The sequence below is a fragment of the Heterorhizobium halophytocola genome (genome assembly GCF_017873095.1).
Classification (GTDB): Bacteria; Pseudomonadota; Alphaproteobacteria; order Rhizobiales; family Rhizobiaceae; genus Allorhizobium; species Allorhizobium halophytocola.
The window spans coordinates 84,154-98,024 of the sequence record NZ_JAGGJU010000015.1; the positions used below are offsets into that span (position 1 = coordinate 84,154).

A 13,871-nucleotide genomic window follows, 5' to 3' on the forward strand; every position below is an offset into this window, starting at 1 on the left:
TTAAAGCCTTGCGGCAAGTGCATAGCGGCCTTGCCGCTGTTCTGCCACATCCTCGCCCATTTGTTCTTCCTAAAATATATCCCGACTCGTAAAGAACTTGGTTACCAAGTTCCTTCATTGTTTACGTGTCCGGTCGATGGGGACAATGGCTTCATGAAGTATCGGATCGGCTTTTCGACCCGGCGGGCGACCGCTGGCGAGGGCTGGAATGGGATTGTAAGGATACGAGGTTAGTATGGCGTCCTCGAAAGTAGTCAGCCGCAGCGCAGGTGCTGCCGGCCGGTCCGTTTCCGTGCGCGGAAAAAGCGGCCTGCCCAAGAGCACGACGGTTGTCGGCGGCGGCATCGCGGCCTGCCTGGTGCTGGGCCTCACCGTCACGGCGATGTTCAGTCTGGGCGCCAAGCCCGGAACACTTGCCGGTGATCAGGGCGCCAGTCTGGCGATGAGCCTGGGCGGTGCCCCGTCCCTTGCCCGCGACGATCGCAAGGCCCCGCGCCGCATTATCCGTGCCGATGACCGCGAAGAAGCGGCCGCCCGCATGATGGCCGCCGTCATAGCAACCGACGATCCGGCCATTGCCGTCCTGCCGGGCGACATGCGGCTGTCGTCGGTGGACAAGTCGACCCGACCGGCGCGACGAAGCGTGCTTGCGGACCACGCCAATGTGGCTCTCCTGCAGGAAGCCCTTAAAGATGCCGCACAGGAGCGCGCCGCGCGCCTTGCTCTGGTGGCGGAACTTGGCAGATCCAACAAGACGCTGTCGCAGCAGATGCTGGCAGACGCCATGGACAGGGATAACGCCGAGAGTGACGATACGGTTCCCACCTCCCAGATGCTTGCCTATGCGCCGTCCGCCGGCGCCCAGCAGGTGATGACGGACGAGGCGCAGGAGCGCTTCGGCTCGATCATGGGCGAGGGCACCGACGACGGCGTGGACGCCGAGGCCGAAGCCGGCCTTCTGCCGGACGACGACGACATTCCGCTGCCGATGGACAAGCCCGAGCTTGCCACGGTCATGCCGCCGAAGACGCTGATCCCGTCGACCGCGCTGCCGTCCAATGTCGCGCCGCTGAAGCCCGACAGCCCGGTGGTCGAGGAAGACGAGAAGCGGCCGTCGCTGTTCGGTTCGCTGTTCGGCAAGAAGACGACTTTGCCCGGCCGTGGCAGCCGGATCGCCGTCTACGACATCTCGTCGAAAGTGGTCTACATGCCCAATGGCGAGAAGCTCGAAGCCCATTCCGGCCGCGCCGGGATGAAGGACAATCCGCGATACAGCCATATCAAGAACACCGGCCCGACGCCGCCGAACGTCTACAAGCTGCGCATGCGTGAATCGCTGTTCCACGGCGTCGAGGCGATCCGCATGCTGCCGGTCGGTACCAGCCCGATGCACGGCCGCAACGGCATTCTGACGCATTCCTATCTGCGCCGGATCCCGGGCGATTCCTCCGGCTGCATCGCCTTCGCGAACTATCCGAAATTCCTCAACGCCTTCAAGCGCGGCGAGGTGACGAAGATCATCGTCGTGCCGAGCATCAACAAGCTGCCGAGCTATCTGGCGATGCTCTGAGGCCGCCAGGCGCGCAGGAAGAGACCAAAGGCCGGTCCTGGACATCACGTCCATGGCCGGCCTTTCAGTTTGCGCTCGAAGTGGTCGTTGCAGGCCGACATGCCCAGAGCCTCGTCGATTGCGGCGAGGATCAGGGCGTATTCGCGGTCCGGCTGACCCCGTTCTGCCGCGACGCAAATCGGCAGGCGCGCGCGCAGGTCGCTCTTGATGCCGACCAGCGCGCGCGCCTTGGCGGCCATCTCCAGATGCGGGCTTGGTACCATCGGGCCGGTGCAACTGCCATCCCGGCGGCATTTGCGGATGCGGCAGGTCGAGACTTCCCCCTCGTGAACGGCGGCCAGCCGGGCCCGCCATTCATGATAGCGGCAAAGCCTGCGCTCGACCTCGCTCACGTCGGGTGTGGGGTCTTCGGTCATGCGGGCATCTCCTTTCCAGCTCCCGGGATTTTCAATTGGCCAGGCGGCTGCGTTCACGCGCGCCGCTCGGCACCGTGGCATGCGCATTTTCGGTGTCTCTCCGATATGAGAGACGGACGGGGCGCCTTCGGCTGCCGCGTTAAGTAATTAAATAAGACACCCGCAGGCGCCCCGTTCGGTGTTCTTGTGCCGGTGCTGTGCGATCCCTCTGCGCGGATCCGGTGCCTTTTCCAGGGACGGTGCTCATCGGGGCGCTACCCCCTTGGGACGTGTCAGGTCCGGCACCGCGAAAGCCGGGAAACCCCGACAGTCACCGGTCATGTCATGTGTGCCCCACAGGCACGCCCCGCCTGCAGTCAGGCGAGAGGGAGATCCGTCAACACGCGGCCCCTGGCATCGCGGTCCACGTCATCGACCACGCCCCCAAGGCACCGGCCCCGCCTCGCCGGCGACGTTCACCGGTGTATCCGAGGGCGGGACGGGTTGAGTGTGGCACGGGGCGATGGGGCGGGGAAAACGGGGCGGGTTTTTTGTGGGGGCTGGGTTGGTGGGGTGCGGTTGATGCGAGGCTCGGGAGGCAGGTTTTGGCTGCGTGCGGGGAGGAGGAAAGTGTGGCGGGCGGTGAGACCGCCGGCAAATGCGCCAGAGACAGCCCACCGGCTAACGCTTGGTTTTTGCGGGATTACCAGCGTTAAACGCCATCGCTTGCGCTGACAGCGAACCAGCGCGGCGTGGCTCTTTTCCTGCTGGCGGTGAGACGATCCGGGCAGCGAGATGAGAGCGAGGAAAAATCGCTGTCACCGAGATTTTTCGGTTTTGATTTTCCCCGTCGTCGGCGCCTGTGGCATGGCCCCGCGGCTTGTGCGACGTGACCCTCCCCCTTGTGGGGAGGGTCGGAGCGCAGCGACGGGGAGGGGTATTGGGTTCAGCGGGCGCAGGGCGAGGAGATGTCGGGCGCGTGCCGCAGCAAAGACCCCGCCCCAGCCCTCCCCAAAAGAGGGAGGGAGCGCGTCGGCGGGATGGGCGTGGGGCTCGGCGTATTCCCGGGGCGACCGCCGGTCAGGGCCGGGGATGTGGATGCCGGATGGGGGAGGACGGCAGGACGCCGGCGGCGTCCCGGCTCAGAACTCTTCCCACTGGTCCTGCTTCAGCGCGGTATTGCCGACGGAGGCGATAGATCTGCCGCGGGGGTGGCTTGCCGCATCGGGGAGGGCCGGAGGAGCTGCGGCGGGACGCAGGGTCGGGGCGGATGGGTGCACCGGTGCTTTGGCGACCTCCGGTCGGCCGCGGTTGGCGGCGTGGCTGGGGTCGGCGGCGGGCGAATCCGGTTCGCGGATTACCTTGCGACGGTTGAGCCGGAAACGCTTGACCAGTTCCTCGAGCTTGGCAGCGCCCGTCGACAGCGCATCGCTGATGGAGGCGGTGGTCGTGACCATGCTGGCATTTTTCTGGGTGACCTGGTCGAGCGAGTTGATCGCCGAATTGATCTCGATGAGGCTGCGGCTCTGTTCGGCCGATGCGGTGGCGATCGCTTCGATATTGACGTCGATCGTTTCGACGAAACTGCCGATGCGGCCGAGGGCGGTGCCGGTCTCGCCGACCAGCCGCACACCGTCCTTCACCTCATTGGTGGAGTTCTGGATCAGCTGCTTGATCTCCTTGGCGGCATTGGCCGAGCGCTGGGCGAGTTCGCGCACTTCCTGGGCGACGACGGCAAAACCCTTGCCGGCGTCCCCGGCGCGGGCAGCCTCGACACCGGCGTTCAGCGCCAGAAGATTGGTCTGGAAGGCGATCTCGTCGATCACGCCGATGATGTTGGCGATCTCGTTGGAGGCGCCGTCGATCCGCTGCATGGCGCTGACCGCCTCTGCGACGACCTTGCCCGATTCGGTGGCGGCGGCGCGCGCCTCGCGGGCGACGGTGCGGGTCTCCTCGGTCCGCCCGCTGGATTCGCGCACGGTGACGGTGATCTGTTCGAGCGCGGCGGATGCCTCTTCGAGCGCGGCTGCCTGCTGTTCCGAGCGATGGGCGAGCTCGTTGGCGCTGTCGCGCATCTCGTCGCTGCGCTTGGAGACAAGGCTGGTCTCGGTCATGACCTCGACCAGGGTCTCCTGGAAGCGGCCGATCGAGGTGTTGAAATGCTGGCGCAGGTGATCGAAGGTCGGGATGAATTTTTCGTCGATGGTGATGCGGATATTGCTCTCGGCCAGCCGTTCGAGGCCGGCGGCGATCTCCTTCAGCGCATTGACCCGGCCGGTGACATCGGTGGCGAACTTGACCACCTTCACCACCTTGCCGTCCTCGTTGAGGATCGGATTATAGGTCGCCTGGATAAAGACCTGCGCGCCGTCCTTGCGCAGCCGCAGGAACTCGTCGCTCTTGAACTCGCCGGTGGCCAGGTCGTGCCAGAAGGTCTTGTATTCCGGGCTTTCGGCATAGTCCCTCTGGCAGAAGATCCGGTGATGCTTGCCGGCGAGCTCGTCGAGCGTGTAGCCGAGGGTGTCGAGGAAATTGGCATTGGCCGTCAGGATCGTGCCATCCGGCTTGAACTCGATTACCGCCTGGGCACGCGACAGGGCGTCCAGCTTGCCGCTGCTGTCGAGCGCGGCTTCCTTCTCTGCGGTGATGTCGGTCGCGAACTTGACGACCTTGTAGGGCTTGCCGCGGCGAAACACCGGGTTGTAGGTGGCCTCGACCCAGATCGGGTCGCCCGATTTGGTGAAGCGCTTGTACTGCCCCTGGTCGTATTCGCCCTTGCCGAGCTTTTGCCAGAATGCCCGGTAAGCGGGTGACGCCGCTTCCTCGGGCGACACGAAGATCCGGTGATGCTTGCCGACGATCTCCTCCGGTCCGTAGCCGAGCGCCTTGCAGAAGTTCTCGTTGGCCCGAAGGATCGTGCCGTCGAGATTGAACTCGATGACGGCCTGCGAGCGGCTGATGGCATCCAGAACGGCAAGCGCATCGGATCCGCCGGGAGTGAGAAAGCTCATGGATTTCCTCCGAAAGAGTGACCCGTTCGTTTTAATGCGGAATAACTAATGAACGCATAACGCGAAAGATCCGAGATCCGATAGTCTGTCGTGCCGACCCGGGACGGCGATCGGGAGGGAACCGACCCGCGGGCGAGCGGGTTCTGCCTGTGATCTTCAACCACAATCGCAACAGGAGAAAACACCATGGCCATCAAGAAATACGGCTCGGCGGAATGGAACGGCGGTCTGAAGGACGGCAAGGGCAAGATCTCGACCGAGAGCGGCGCATTGAAGGCGCAGCCCTATGGCTTCAACACCCGGTTCGACGGGGCGGTCGGCACCAATCCGGAAGAGCTGATCGGTGCGGCCCACGCCGCCTGCTTCTCGATGGCGCTGTCGAAGGCGCTGGAAGACAATGGCCAGAAGGCCGAGAGCATCGAGACCAAGGCGACCGTGTCGCTGGAGCAGAAGGGCGGCGGGTTCGAGATCACCGGCATCGCGCTGAGCCTGAAGGGCGTCGTGCCCGGCCTCGACGAGGCGACCTTCAAGAAGCTTGCCGAGGAAACCAAGAGCGGCTGCCCGGTGTCGAAGGCACTGTCGGCGGTGCCGATGACGCTGGACGTCACCTTCGGCTGAGGCTGAGGCTGAAGCATGGCCTTTCCGGATCATCAAAAAAGGCGGGGACCTGCTTGAGGTCCCCGCCTTTGTTCTGTCTGTCTGTCGGTGTGGCCGCGGCGGGCCTTAGGCGACTGCTCTGGTAGCCGCGGCTTCGGGCGGTGCATTGACCCCGGTGCGCGGCAGATAGATGCTGTTCTTGCCATAGCCGCGGTTTTCCGGCCCGCGCAGGGCGGCCTCCGAGCCCGGCTCGCGCTTCCATTTGCGCCGGTTGAGCTTGAAGCGCCGGACCAGCTGTTCCAGTTCGGCCGCACCGCCTGCCAGGGTTTCGGCAATGGCGCTCATGCCCGAGACCATGCCGGCATTTTCCTGGGTCATCTGATCGAGCGCGTTGACCGCCGAATTGATCTCGTTGAGGCTGGTCGCCTGTTCCGCCGAGGCCGTGGCGATCGCCTCGACATTGATGTCGATCGACTTGACGAATTCCTCGATGCGCTTCAGCGAGTTGCCGGTCTCGCCGACCAGGCGCACGCCTTCCTTCACCTCGCTGGAGGAATTGGCGATCAGGCCGGAGATTTCCTTGGCGGCCTTGGCCGAGCGCTGGGCCAGTTCGCGCACTTCCTGGGCGACGACCGCAAAGCCCTTGCCGGCGTCGCCGGCGCGGGCTGCCTCGACGCCGGCATTCAGCGCCAGAAGGTTGGTCTGGAAGGCAATCTCGTCGATCACGCCGATGATGTTGGCGATTTCCTTGGAGGCCGATTCGATCCGGCCCATGGCGTCGACGGTCGAATTGACCACGCTGACCGACTGCGAGGCGGCCGTGCGGGCATCGAGCACCAGCTTGCGGGCGTCGGCCGTGCGGCCGCTCGATTCCCGCACCGTGACGGTGATTTCCTCGAGGGCTGCCGAAGTCTGTTCCAGCGCCGCAGCTTGCTGTTCGGAGCGATGGGCGATGCCGCCGGCGCTTTCGGTCATCTCGCCGCTCTTGGTGGACAGCGTCACGGTCTCGACCAGCACCTGTTCCAGCGTCTCCTGGAACTTGGCGAGCGACTGGTTGAAATCGTGGCGCAGATGGTCGAATTCCGGAACGAAGGGGTCGTCGATGGTGAAGCGGATATTGCAATCCGCCAGACGTTCGAGGCCGGCACCGACTTCCTGCAGCGCCTTGACCCGGCCGGTGACGTCGCTGGCGAACTTGACCACCTTGATCACCTTGCCGTCCTCGTCGAGGATCGGGTTGTAGGTCGCCTGGATGAAGACGGACTGGCCTTCCTTGCCGATGCGCTTGAACTCGTCGCTGAAGAACTCGCCCTTGGCAAGCCGCGGCCAGAACTGCGCATAGTCGTTGGATGCGGCATAGTCCTTGTCGCAGAACATCGCGTGATGCTTGCCGACGATTTCCTCCAGCGTATAGCCGAGCGTGTCGAGGAAATTCTTGTTGGCGGTGAGGATCCGGCCGTCGGGCAGGAATTCGATCACCGCCTGGGCGCGCGACAGGGCGCTCAGCTTGCCGCGGCTGTCGATGTCGTCGCGCTTGGCAGCCGTGATGTCGGTGGCGATCTTGACGATCTTGACCACCTTGCTGCCGCGCATGACGGGATTATAGGAGGCTTCGATCCAGATCTGCTCACCGGATTTGGTGAAGCGCTTGTACTGGCGCTGGTCGAATTCGCCGCGGCCGAGGCGCTGCCAGAAGGCCCGGTATTCAGGGCCTGCCGCTTCCTTGGGATCGACGAAGATACGATGATGCTTGCCGACGATCTCTTCGCGACGGTAGCCGACGGCCTTGCAGAAATTGTCGTTGGCGTCGAGGATCGTGCCGTCGGGCTTGAACGAGATGATGGCTTGCGAACGGCTGAACGCCTGCAGGACTGCAGCGGAATCGCTGGCGAGGAGGGAAGAAAGCGGCATCGAAATATCTCCATTCGGATGCACGCAATCTAACTTCACCTTCCTAATTTAGGATTAAAAGGGGAGTATGGTTAGTGTTTTGATCCAAAACGACCATTTCTGAGCAAACCCCCAGAAAGAAAGGGGTTATTCAGCCGTCCGGTAACGACCCCAGCGGACGGCATTCCATATTTTTTCATGGACGAAAAACAAAAGGAAGCCGCTGGCCGAGGCCGAGACGGCAATCCAGAGTGCCCCCGTCAGCGAACCCGTCTGCAGATAGCCAAGCGCCGTCATGATGGTGATGCCGAGGGTCTGCCAGGTGATGGCCTTGAGAATGGTGCGTCCTGTGGACTCCATGGGGTTTGCCTGCTCCTTGTTGATCGGTCGCAGATGCCTCTCTATCAGCGGCGGTCGTGTCGCGGGAATTCTGAACATTCACGACAATATAGCGCGAGTGTTGATTTTTATCGTCAATGGTCGAATAATGTCGACATGGACAAGAGAGACCGAGCCGAGCTGTTCCGCACCCGCCTGGATGAGGCCATGCGCGACGCCGGCGTCAGCCGCAGCGCACTTGCCAGGACCGCCGGCGTCGATCGCTCGACGATCGCGCAATTGCTGGAGGAGGGGGGCGAGGCGCGCCTGCCGAATGCGCAGCTCGCCGCCGAATGCGCCGACGCGCTGCGGGTCAGTGCGGATTGGCTGCTGGGACTGTCGGCGCGCCGGCAGACGGCGGCAGACCTGCTGGAAAGCTCGCTCAGGATCACCGAAGCCGACCGCACCTTTGCCGACCAGCAGATCGACGACTGGCACCGGGAGGCGGCCGGCTACAAGATCCGCCACGTGCCTGCAACCCTGCCGGATATCCTGAAGACCGACGCAGTGCTGCAATTCGAATATGCCGCATTCCGCGACAAGACCCCGCAACAGGCGATGATGACGGCCAGGCTCCGCAGCGACTGGCTGAACCTGCCGGGATCCGACTACGAGATGTGCGCCTCGCGCGAATTGCTGGAATCGCTGGCCCGCGGGGAGGGCTATTGGCGGGGCCTGGACAAGGCCGCAAGGGTCGAGCAGCTCGAACACATGGCGGCGATCTGCAGGGACCGGTATCCGTCGCTGCGGCTCTATCTGTTCGACACGAAGACGGTGTTTTCGGCACCGGTGACGATTTTCGGCCCGCTGCTCGCCGCCGTCTATATCGGGCGCTATTACATGGTGTTTCGCGAAAGCCAGCAGATCCGCGCACTGACCGATCATTTCGACCAGCTGGTGCGCGACTGCGACACGGATGCCAGACACACGGCTGCGTATATCCGATCGCTGATCTGAGCAAAGGCGCAGGGACGTCGAGCCTGACCGGCGATGTCCATCCTCGATACCCGGCTTGCACCTTCAGAAATATTGCGGCCGCCAGATATCCGCAAAGCCAGGCTTTTCAGCCCGCGGCTGGGTAATTGCGCAAACCATAAGTGTGCGGCGTTTTTTAAGTCAATTTTTATATGTTCATATAAGGATGTGCGAAAGTCAGCCGCTTGACGACCGGATCTCCTCCCCCCGGTCAGCGGTGACCGTCCGGAGCACGTCATGAAAATTTCCATCAAGCAGACCCTGATCCTGGCCTTTGCCATTCTGAGTATTGCCGTCATCGGCCTTGTCGGCCGGTCGCTGCTGCAGGAGGTTTCGGTCTACCGAAACAATGCAGCCCTGTCCAAGCTGTCGCGGCTCGACGGACGGCTGTTCGACGCGCTGCTCGGTCTGCGCGGCGAGCGCGGCGCCCTGTCCTCCGCCGCGAAACTCGAGCCTGCGGACATGCAGTCCACCCTTGCCAATCTCCAGGATGGCCGCCAGTCGGTCGACCCGGCATTTGCCGAGGTGAAGAGCCTGCTGGAGGATGTCAGGGTGGCCGAGATCAACAGCGCCGTCGGCAAGGTCATGGGCGAATATGCCCAGTGGATGTCCCTGCGCCAGCAGGTCGACGGGCTTCTCAAGCAGCCGCTGGCCGATCGCGATGCGGCCCTCGTCAAGCAGGTGCTGGGTCTTGCCGACCAGATGCTGGTGGATCTCGAGCAGGCCTCCAATGCCGTCGAGGCAGTGATCATCGACCGCGATCCGAAGATGATGATGTTCACCCAGTTGCGGGCGCTCGGCTGGTCGATGCGCGCCAATGGCGGTGCCGCGAATTCCACGCTGGTCGGTTCGCTGATCGCCAACGCGCCGCCGAGCGCTGCCAAGCAGACCGAACTGGCCGTCCAGGATGGTAAGGTCGCCTTTGCCTGGGCCCAGATCGGCCAGATCGTCCTCAGCCCCTCCACGCCTGACGAGGTGACCCGCGCCTACAAGACCGCCGAGACGACCTTCTTTGGCGGTGCCTATGCGGACCAGAAGGCTGCCGCGCTCAAGGCCTTTGCCGATGGCAAGGCGCTGGGCATGGATGTCGATCTGTGGCGCAAGCCCGCCGGCCCGGCCCAGCAGTCGCTTGCCGACATCGCCATGGCCGCGCTGACCCAGATGAATGCCATCACCGCCGGGAAGCTGTCGGCGTCTGCCGGCGCCATCCTCCTGGGTGCCATCGCGCTGGCCCTGACCCTTGCCCTTTCGGTCGCCGGCATTCTCACGGTCATCTTCCGGGTCACCAACCCGATCGGACAGCTGACCGATGTCATGCGGAAACTGGCCGATGGCGATCTTTCCGTCATCGTCACCGGCGCCGGCCGACGGGACGAGATCGGCGAAATGGCCCGCGCCGTCGAGGTCTTCAAGACCGCGGCGGAGCACAATCTGCAGCTCGAGGCGCAGGCCGAAACGCAGCGCAAGGCTGCCGAGCAGGAGCGCATCAGCTTCCAGCAGAAGGCGGAGCGCGAGGCGGAGGAGCGTCTCACCCAGGCGACCTCGGGACTGGCGTCCGGCCTCAAGGCGCTGGCCGCGGGCAACATGGCCTGCGAGATCCATGACGCCTTCAGCGAGCAGTTCGAGCAGCTGCGCCACAACTTCAACGATTCCGTCCGCCAGCTGCGCACGGCCCTTGAGGGCGTGAACCAGACCGCGCTCAGCGTTCGCACCGGCAGCGGCGAAATCTCGGGTGCCTCGGAAGAGCTTTCCAAGCGCACCGAACAGCAGGCCGCCTCGCTGGAGGAGACTGCGGCCGCCCTGGAGGAGGTCACGACCAATGTCCGGCAGACCTCGGAGCGCGCCAGCGAAGCACGCGAAATGGTCCGCGATGCCAGCCAGCGCGCCGGCAATTCCAGTACCGTGGTGACCAATGCCGTTGCGGCAATGAACCAGATCGAGGTGGCATCGAGCCAGATTTCCAGCATTATCGGCGTCATCGACGACATTGCCTTCCAGACCAATCTGCTGGCGCTCAATGCCGGCGTCGAGGCGGCGCGTGCCGGCGACGCCGGCAAGGGGTTCGCGGTCGTGGCCCAGGAAGTGCGCGAACTGGCCCAGCGCTCGGCCAATGCGGCGAAGGAAATCAAGGCGCTGATCAGCAATTCGGAGGCGGCCGTCACGCAGGGCGTGACGCTGGTCAACGACACCGGCGCCGGCCTCAAGGAGATCGCTGAACTGGTGGGGTCGATCAACCAGCACATGGAGGCGATTGCAACGGCTGCCAAGGAGCAGTCGAGTGGTCTTGCCGAGATCAACACGGCCGTCAATCACATGGACCAGGCGACCCAGCAGAACGCCGCCATGGTCGAGGAGATGAATGCCGCAGGCGTCGGCCTGGCCGACGAGAGCAACCGGCTTTCGCAATTGCTGGCCCGGTTCGATCTCGACGGGTCGGGCGCGCGCACGACACTCCAGCGCGCCGATCGCCACGCCGCCTGAGCGGGCGGCTATCCCCGCAGCCTTGCGGCCGGGCCGCAGAAGCGCGACGAAACGGCATTCGCCCCGCGGATCGCAAGGTCCGCGGGGCGTTTCCGTCAGGCGCCGCGTCTCCGTGGCGACAATGTTCTGCCTTTCCGGTCAGCATGTTGTCGCCGCGATTGGCGCGTGGCCCTCTTTACAGGGCCGGCATCACCGTGATCGACTTCATCGGCGCATCCAGTCCGCCGATCATGCCGGCGCTTGTCGCCTTGCCGGTCGAGAGATCGACCGTGTAGAGACCGTTGTCCGCCACCAGCCATGCGACATTGCCGCTGTCGCCGGTTGCCTGGATGTCGAAGGCGTAGGATGCCGGCTTGCCTTCGATGCCGAGCTTTCCGATTGCTTTCAACGTGCCGTCATTGGGCTTGGTCTGCTGGATCAGGGCACCGATGGTGGCGTCGATATTATACATCGCCGTCTTCTCGGGCTTGCCCGTCGAATTGGTGTAGGCCGCAGCAACGGTATTGGGCGTCTCGCCCTTGTGCATGTCCATTTCCTCGAAGGCGAGGCTGCCATCGACCGTCACCGCGCCCGTATCGGGATGCACGCGATGGTTCGTCACGCCGCTCATGTAACGGATGCGGTCGGCCGCGGGGTTGAAATTGACGATCACGGGGGCATCGCCGATGTCGAGCGGCGTGTCCATTTTCGCCACCTGGGTTGCCGCGCCGCTTTCCGGGTCAATGGTGACGATGCTGTGGTCGGAGGTCACGCCGACGATGGTCTTGGTGGCAGGCCTGAAGTCGAGGCCGACAAGGGTTTCGACGCCGGAAATTTCCACCGTGCTGGTGGTGCCGGGGCTGTCTGTATCGAACATTACCAGTGTTCTGTCGCCGACAAGGCCAAGGGCCGGGGCTGCGAGCGCCGAGGAGGCGGCGAGGGTGGCCGTCAGGCAAGCGAGGCTGAACGTGTACATTGGTATCTCTCCCGAATTCTGGTCACGGCAGCATCGGAATGATGGCGCCTGACTGGTGGACACGCCAGGAGGGCTTCTGGATGCAGAACCTGCAGAATTATTTTTGCGCAGGCAGAGCGGGGCAGGCGAGCAGCCGACCGGAGCAGGCGGCACCAGGCGGAAATCGAGAAGAAGCATCGTGCCGGCGCATCCAAACGGCCGTCCCCGGTGTCTTGGCAGATATGGGTTCACAGGGGTTTGATCGAAATGGACGACGCACAGACGGCGAGGCTACGACCGGCGGCTTGTATTCGCACCGCACCCCGGTACGTTCAGTCCATGGAATCCGGGGGAGGTTTTATGGGAGATGCGCAGACCGCGCTTGCACAGGCGTTGAGTGCCTGCGCCAAGGGGGACCGTCAGGGGTTGAAGGCGATTTACGAAGCCGAAGCCAGGCGCATGGTGACGATCGCCGAACGGATCCTGCGTCGGCACGATCTGGCGGAGGAAATCGTCCAGGAGGCTTTTCTGCAGATCTGGCGCAAGGCGGGACAGTATGATCCGGCCCGCGGCTCGGCGCGCGGCTGGCTCTATGCCGTGGTGCGCAGCCGCGCCTTGAACGCCATCCGTGACGGACGCCGGGAAGAGGCGGTCGACGCCGACAGCCTGGAGCGCCTGCAGGACGAGGCGCAGGACGGCCTGTTTTCCGATATCTATAACGATCTCGACCAGGCAAGCCGGCTGCGGGCCTGTCTCGACCGGCTGGATGCGGCACGCCGCAGGACCATCCTGATGGCCTATGTCTCCGGCTACAGCCATGGCGAGATCGCCGGACGGCTGAAATTGCCGCTCGGCACCGCCAAGGCCTGGATCCGCCGTTCCTTGCTGACATTGCGGGAGTGCATGGCATGAGCCGGTTCGAGACCGAGGCCGAACGGGCCGACGCCTATGTTCTGGGGCTGATGGACGACGACGAGATCGCCCGCATCGAGGCCGACCTGGAAACGGACCTGTCCCTGCAGGCCGCGGTCGGGGTTGGCCGAGACCGTTTCGTGGAACTCGATCTGGCCGGGCGGGAAGGCGAGATCTCGCCGGACCTGTGGGAGCGTATCGCCAGGACGATCGACGGGGGCGGCTCGCGGGGCGAGGGGCAAGGCAGGGCGGCAACCGCGGGTCCTGTCCCGGACAACGACAACCGGCTGGTGTTCTGGCGGCGCATGACGGCGTCCGCTGTCGCGGCATCCGCCGTGCTCGTCGCCGGACTTGCCTATCTCAGCCTTCATCCGCCGGTGCCCAAGGTCATCGCCGTGCTGATGAACGCGGCCGGCCAGCCGATCGTGATGGTCGAGGATTTCGGCGATGCCGATGCCCGGCTGACCCCACTGGTCGACTATGCTGTGCCGGACAATCGGACTCTGCAGGTGTGGACCCTGCCCTCGAAGACGACAGGGCCTGTGTCCCTGGGCGTGCTGGAGGGCTGGCGCAGCGTGACGGTCGGCGATCGTGACCTGCCCGCGCCGCATGAGGAGCAGCTCTACGAGATTACCATCGAACCGGCAGGCGGATCACCGACGGGACGGCCGACAGGCCCTGTTCTCGGCAAGGGGTTTGCCCGCGCGCCGAGAATTTGACCGGGCCGG

General features: G+C 64.2%; 11 protein-coding genes. 6 read left to right on the top strand and 5 right to left on the bottom strand.

Annotation, left to right across the window (positions count from 1 at the left end; genetic code table 11):
* The first annotated feature begins 235 nt into the window (after window positions 1–235).
* A complete protein-coding gene (locus tag J2Z17_RS22860) occupies window positions 236–1,570 on the top strand; it encodes a DUF2778 domain-containing protein (RefSeq protein WP_209948709.1) in 1,335 nt (444 codons plus the stop codon).
* A 44-nt stretch (window positions 1,571–1,614) separates the two neighbouring features.
* On the opposite strand, the gene J2Z17_RS22865 is transcribed toward J2Z17_RS22860, so the two are convergent.
* Window positions 1,615–1,986 carry a hypothetical protein gene (locus J2Z17_RS22865; RefSeq protein WP_209948711.1) on the bottom strand — a complete coding sequence of 124 codons (372 nt, stop codon included), beginning with the start codon at window positions 1,984–1,986 and terminating at the stop codon, window positions 1,615–1,617.
* Between the two features lie 1,121 nt (window positions 1,987–3,107).
* Window positions 3,108–4,976, bottom strand: coding sequence for a methyl-accepting chemotaxis protein (locus J2Z17_RS22870; protein WP_209948713.1), 1,869 nt, complete (start codon window positions 4,974–4,976; stop codon window positions 3,108–3,110).
* Between the two features lie 186 nt (window positions 4,977–5,162).
* On the opposite strand from J2Z17_RS22870, the gene J2Z17_RS22875 reads away from it, so the two are divergent.
* Window positions 5,163–5,594: an OsmC family protein gene (locus J2Z17_RS22875; RefSeq protein WP_209948715.1), complete on the top strand. Its 432-nt coding sequence runs from the start codon at window positions 5,163–5,165 to the stop codon at window positions 5,592–5,594.
* 105 nt (window positions 5,595–5,699) lie between these two features.
* Here the strand turns inward: J2Z17_RS22875 and J2Z17_RS22880 are convergent, their stop codons facing one another.
* Together J2Z17_RS22880 and J2Z17_RS22885 are read right to left on the bottom strand one after the other, a co-directional pair.
* A complete protein-coding gene (locus tag J2Z17_RS22880) occupies window positions 5,700–7,484 on the bottom strand; it encodes a methyl-accepting chemotaxis protein (protein ID WP_209948717.1) in 1,785 nt (594 codons plus the stop codon).
* A gap of 126 nt (window positions 7,485–7,610) precedes the next feature.
* Entirely contained in the window at window positions 7,611–7,823 is a 213-nt protein-coding gene (locus J2Z17_RS22885) for a DUF2061 domain-containing protein (RefSeq protein WP_209948719.1), read from the bottom strand.
* A gap of 135 nt (window positions 7,824–7,958) precedes the next feature.
* On the opposite strand from J2Z17_RS22885, the gene J2Z17_RS22890 reads away from it, so the two are divergent.
* Together J2Z17_RS22890 and J2Z17_RS22895 are read left to right on the top strand one after the other, a co-directional pair.
* A complete protein-coding gene (locus J2Z17_RS22890) occupies window positions 7,959–8,798 on the top strand; it encodes a helix-turn-helix domain-containing protein (protein WP_209948721.1) in 840 nt (279 codons plus the stop codon).
* A gap of 255 nt (window positions 8,799–9,053) precedes the next feature.
* Window positions 9,054–11,297 carry a methyl-accepting chemotaxis protein gene (locus J2Z17_RS22895; RefSeq protein ID WP_209948723.1) on the top strand — a complete coding sequence of 748 codons (2,244 nt, stop codon included), beginning with the start codon at window positions 9,054–9,056 and terminating at the stop codon, window positions 11,295–11,297.
* 175 nt (window positions 11,298–11,472) lie between these two features.
* On the opposite strand, the gene J2Z17_RS22900 is transcribed toward J2Z17_RS22895, so the two are convergent.
* Window positions 11,473–12,252, bottom strand: coding sequence for a DUF4394 domain-containing protein (locus J2Z17_RS22900; RefSeq protein WP_209948725.1), 780 nt, complete (start codon window positions 12,250–12,252; stop codon window positions 11,473–11,475).
* Between the two features lie 339 nt (window positions 12,253–12,591).
* On the opposite strand from J2Z17_RS22900, the gene J2Z17_RS22905 reads away from it, so the two are divergent.
* Window positions 12,592–13,143 (top strand): sigma-70 family RNA polymerase sigma factor, encoded by a 552-nt coding sequence (locus tag J2Z17_RS22905; RefSeq protein ID WP_209948727.1) that lies wholly within the window; start codon window positions 12,592–12,594, stop codon window positions 13,141–13,143.
* Window positions 13,140–13,862: an anti-sigma factor gene (locus J2Z17_RS22910; protein ID WP_209948730.1), complete on the top strand. Its 723-nt coding sequence runs from the start codon at window positions 13,140–13,142 to the stop codon at window positions 13,860–13,862. The genes J2Z17_RS22905 and J2Z17_RS22910 overlap by 4 nt, the downstream gene beginning before the upstream one ends.
* Window positions 13,863–13,871 lie beyond the last annotated feature (9 nt).

Excerpts from the sequence above, each read along its gene's own strand:
- J2Z17_RS22870 (WP_209948713.1), bottom strand. The coding sequence starts at position 4,976 with ATGAGCTTTCTCACTCCCGGCGGATCCGATGCGCTTGCCGTTCTGGAT.
- J2Z17_RS22885 (WP_209948719.1), bottom strand. The coding sequence starts at position 7,823 with ATGGAGTCCACAGGACGCACCATTCTCAAGGCCATCACCTGGCAGACC.
- J2Z17_RS22860 (WP_209948709.1), top strand. The coding sequence starts at position 236 with ATGGCGTCCTCGAAAGTAGTCAGCCGCAGCGCAGGTGCTGCCGGCCGG.
- J2Z17_RS22880 (WP_209948717.1), bottom strand. The coding sequence starts at position 7,484 with ATGCCGCTTTCTTCCCTCCTCGCCAGCGATTCCGCTGCAGTCCTGCAG.
- J2Z17_RS22865 (WP_209948711.1), bottom strand. The coding sequence starts at position 1,986 with ATGACCGAAGACCCCACACCCGACGTGAGCGAGGTCGAGCGCAGGCTT.
- J2Z17_RS22910 (WP_209948730.1), top strand. The coding sequence starts at position 13,140 with ATGAGCCGGTTCGAGACCGAGGCCGAACGGGCCGACGCCTATGTTCTG.
- J2Z17_RS22875 (WP_209948715.1), top strand. The coding sequence starts at position 5,163 with ATGGCCATCAAGAAATACGGCTCGGCGGAATGGAACGGCGGTCTGAAG.
- J2Z17_RS22900 (WP_209948725.1), bottom strand. The coding sequence starts at position 12,252 with ATGTACACGTTCAGCCTCGCTTGCCTGACGGCCACCCTCGCCGCCTCC.
- J2Z17_RS22890 (WP_209948721.1), top strand. The coding sequence starts at position 7,959 with ATGGACAAGAGAGACCGAGCCGAGCTGTTCCGCACCCGCCTGGATGAG.
- J2Z17_RS22905 (WP_209948727.1), top strand. The coding sequence starts at position 12,592 with ATGGGAGATGCGCAGACCGCGCTTGCACAGGCGTTGAGTGCCTGCGCC.
- J2Z17_RS22895 (WP_209948723.1), top strand. The coding sequence starts at position 9,054 with ATGAAAATTTCCATCAAGCAGACCCTGATCCTGGCCTTTGCCATTCTG.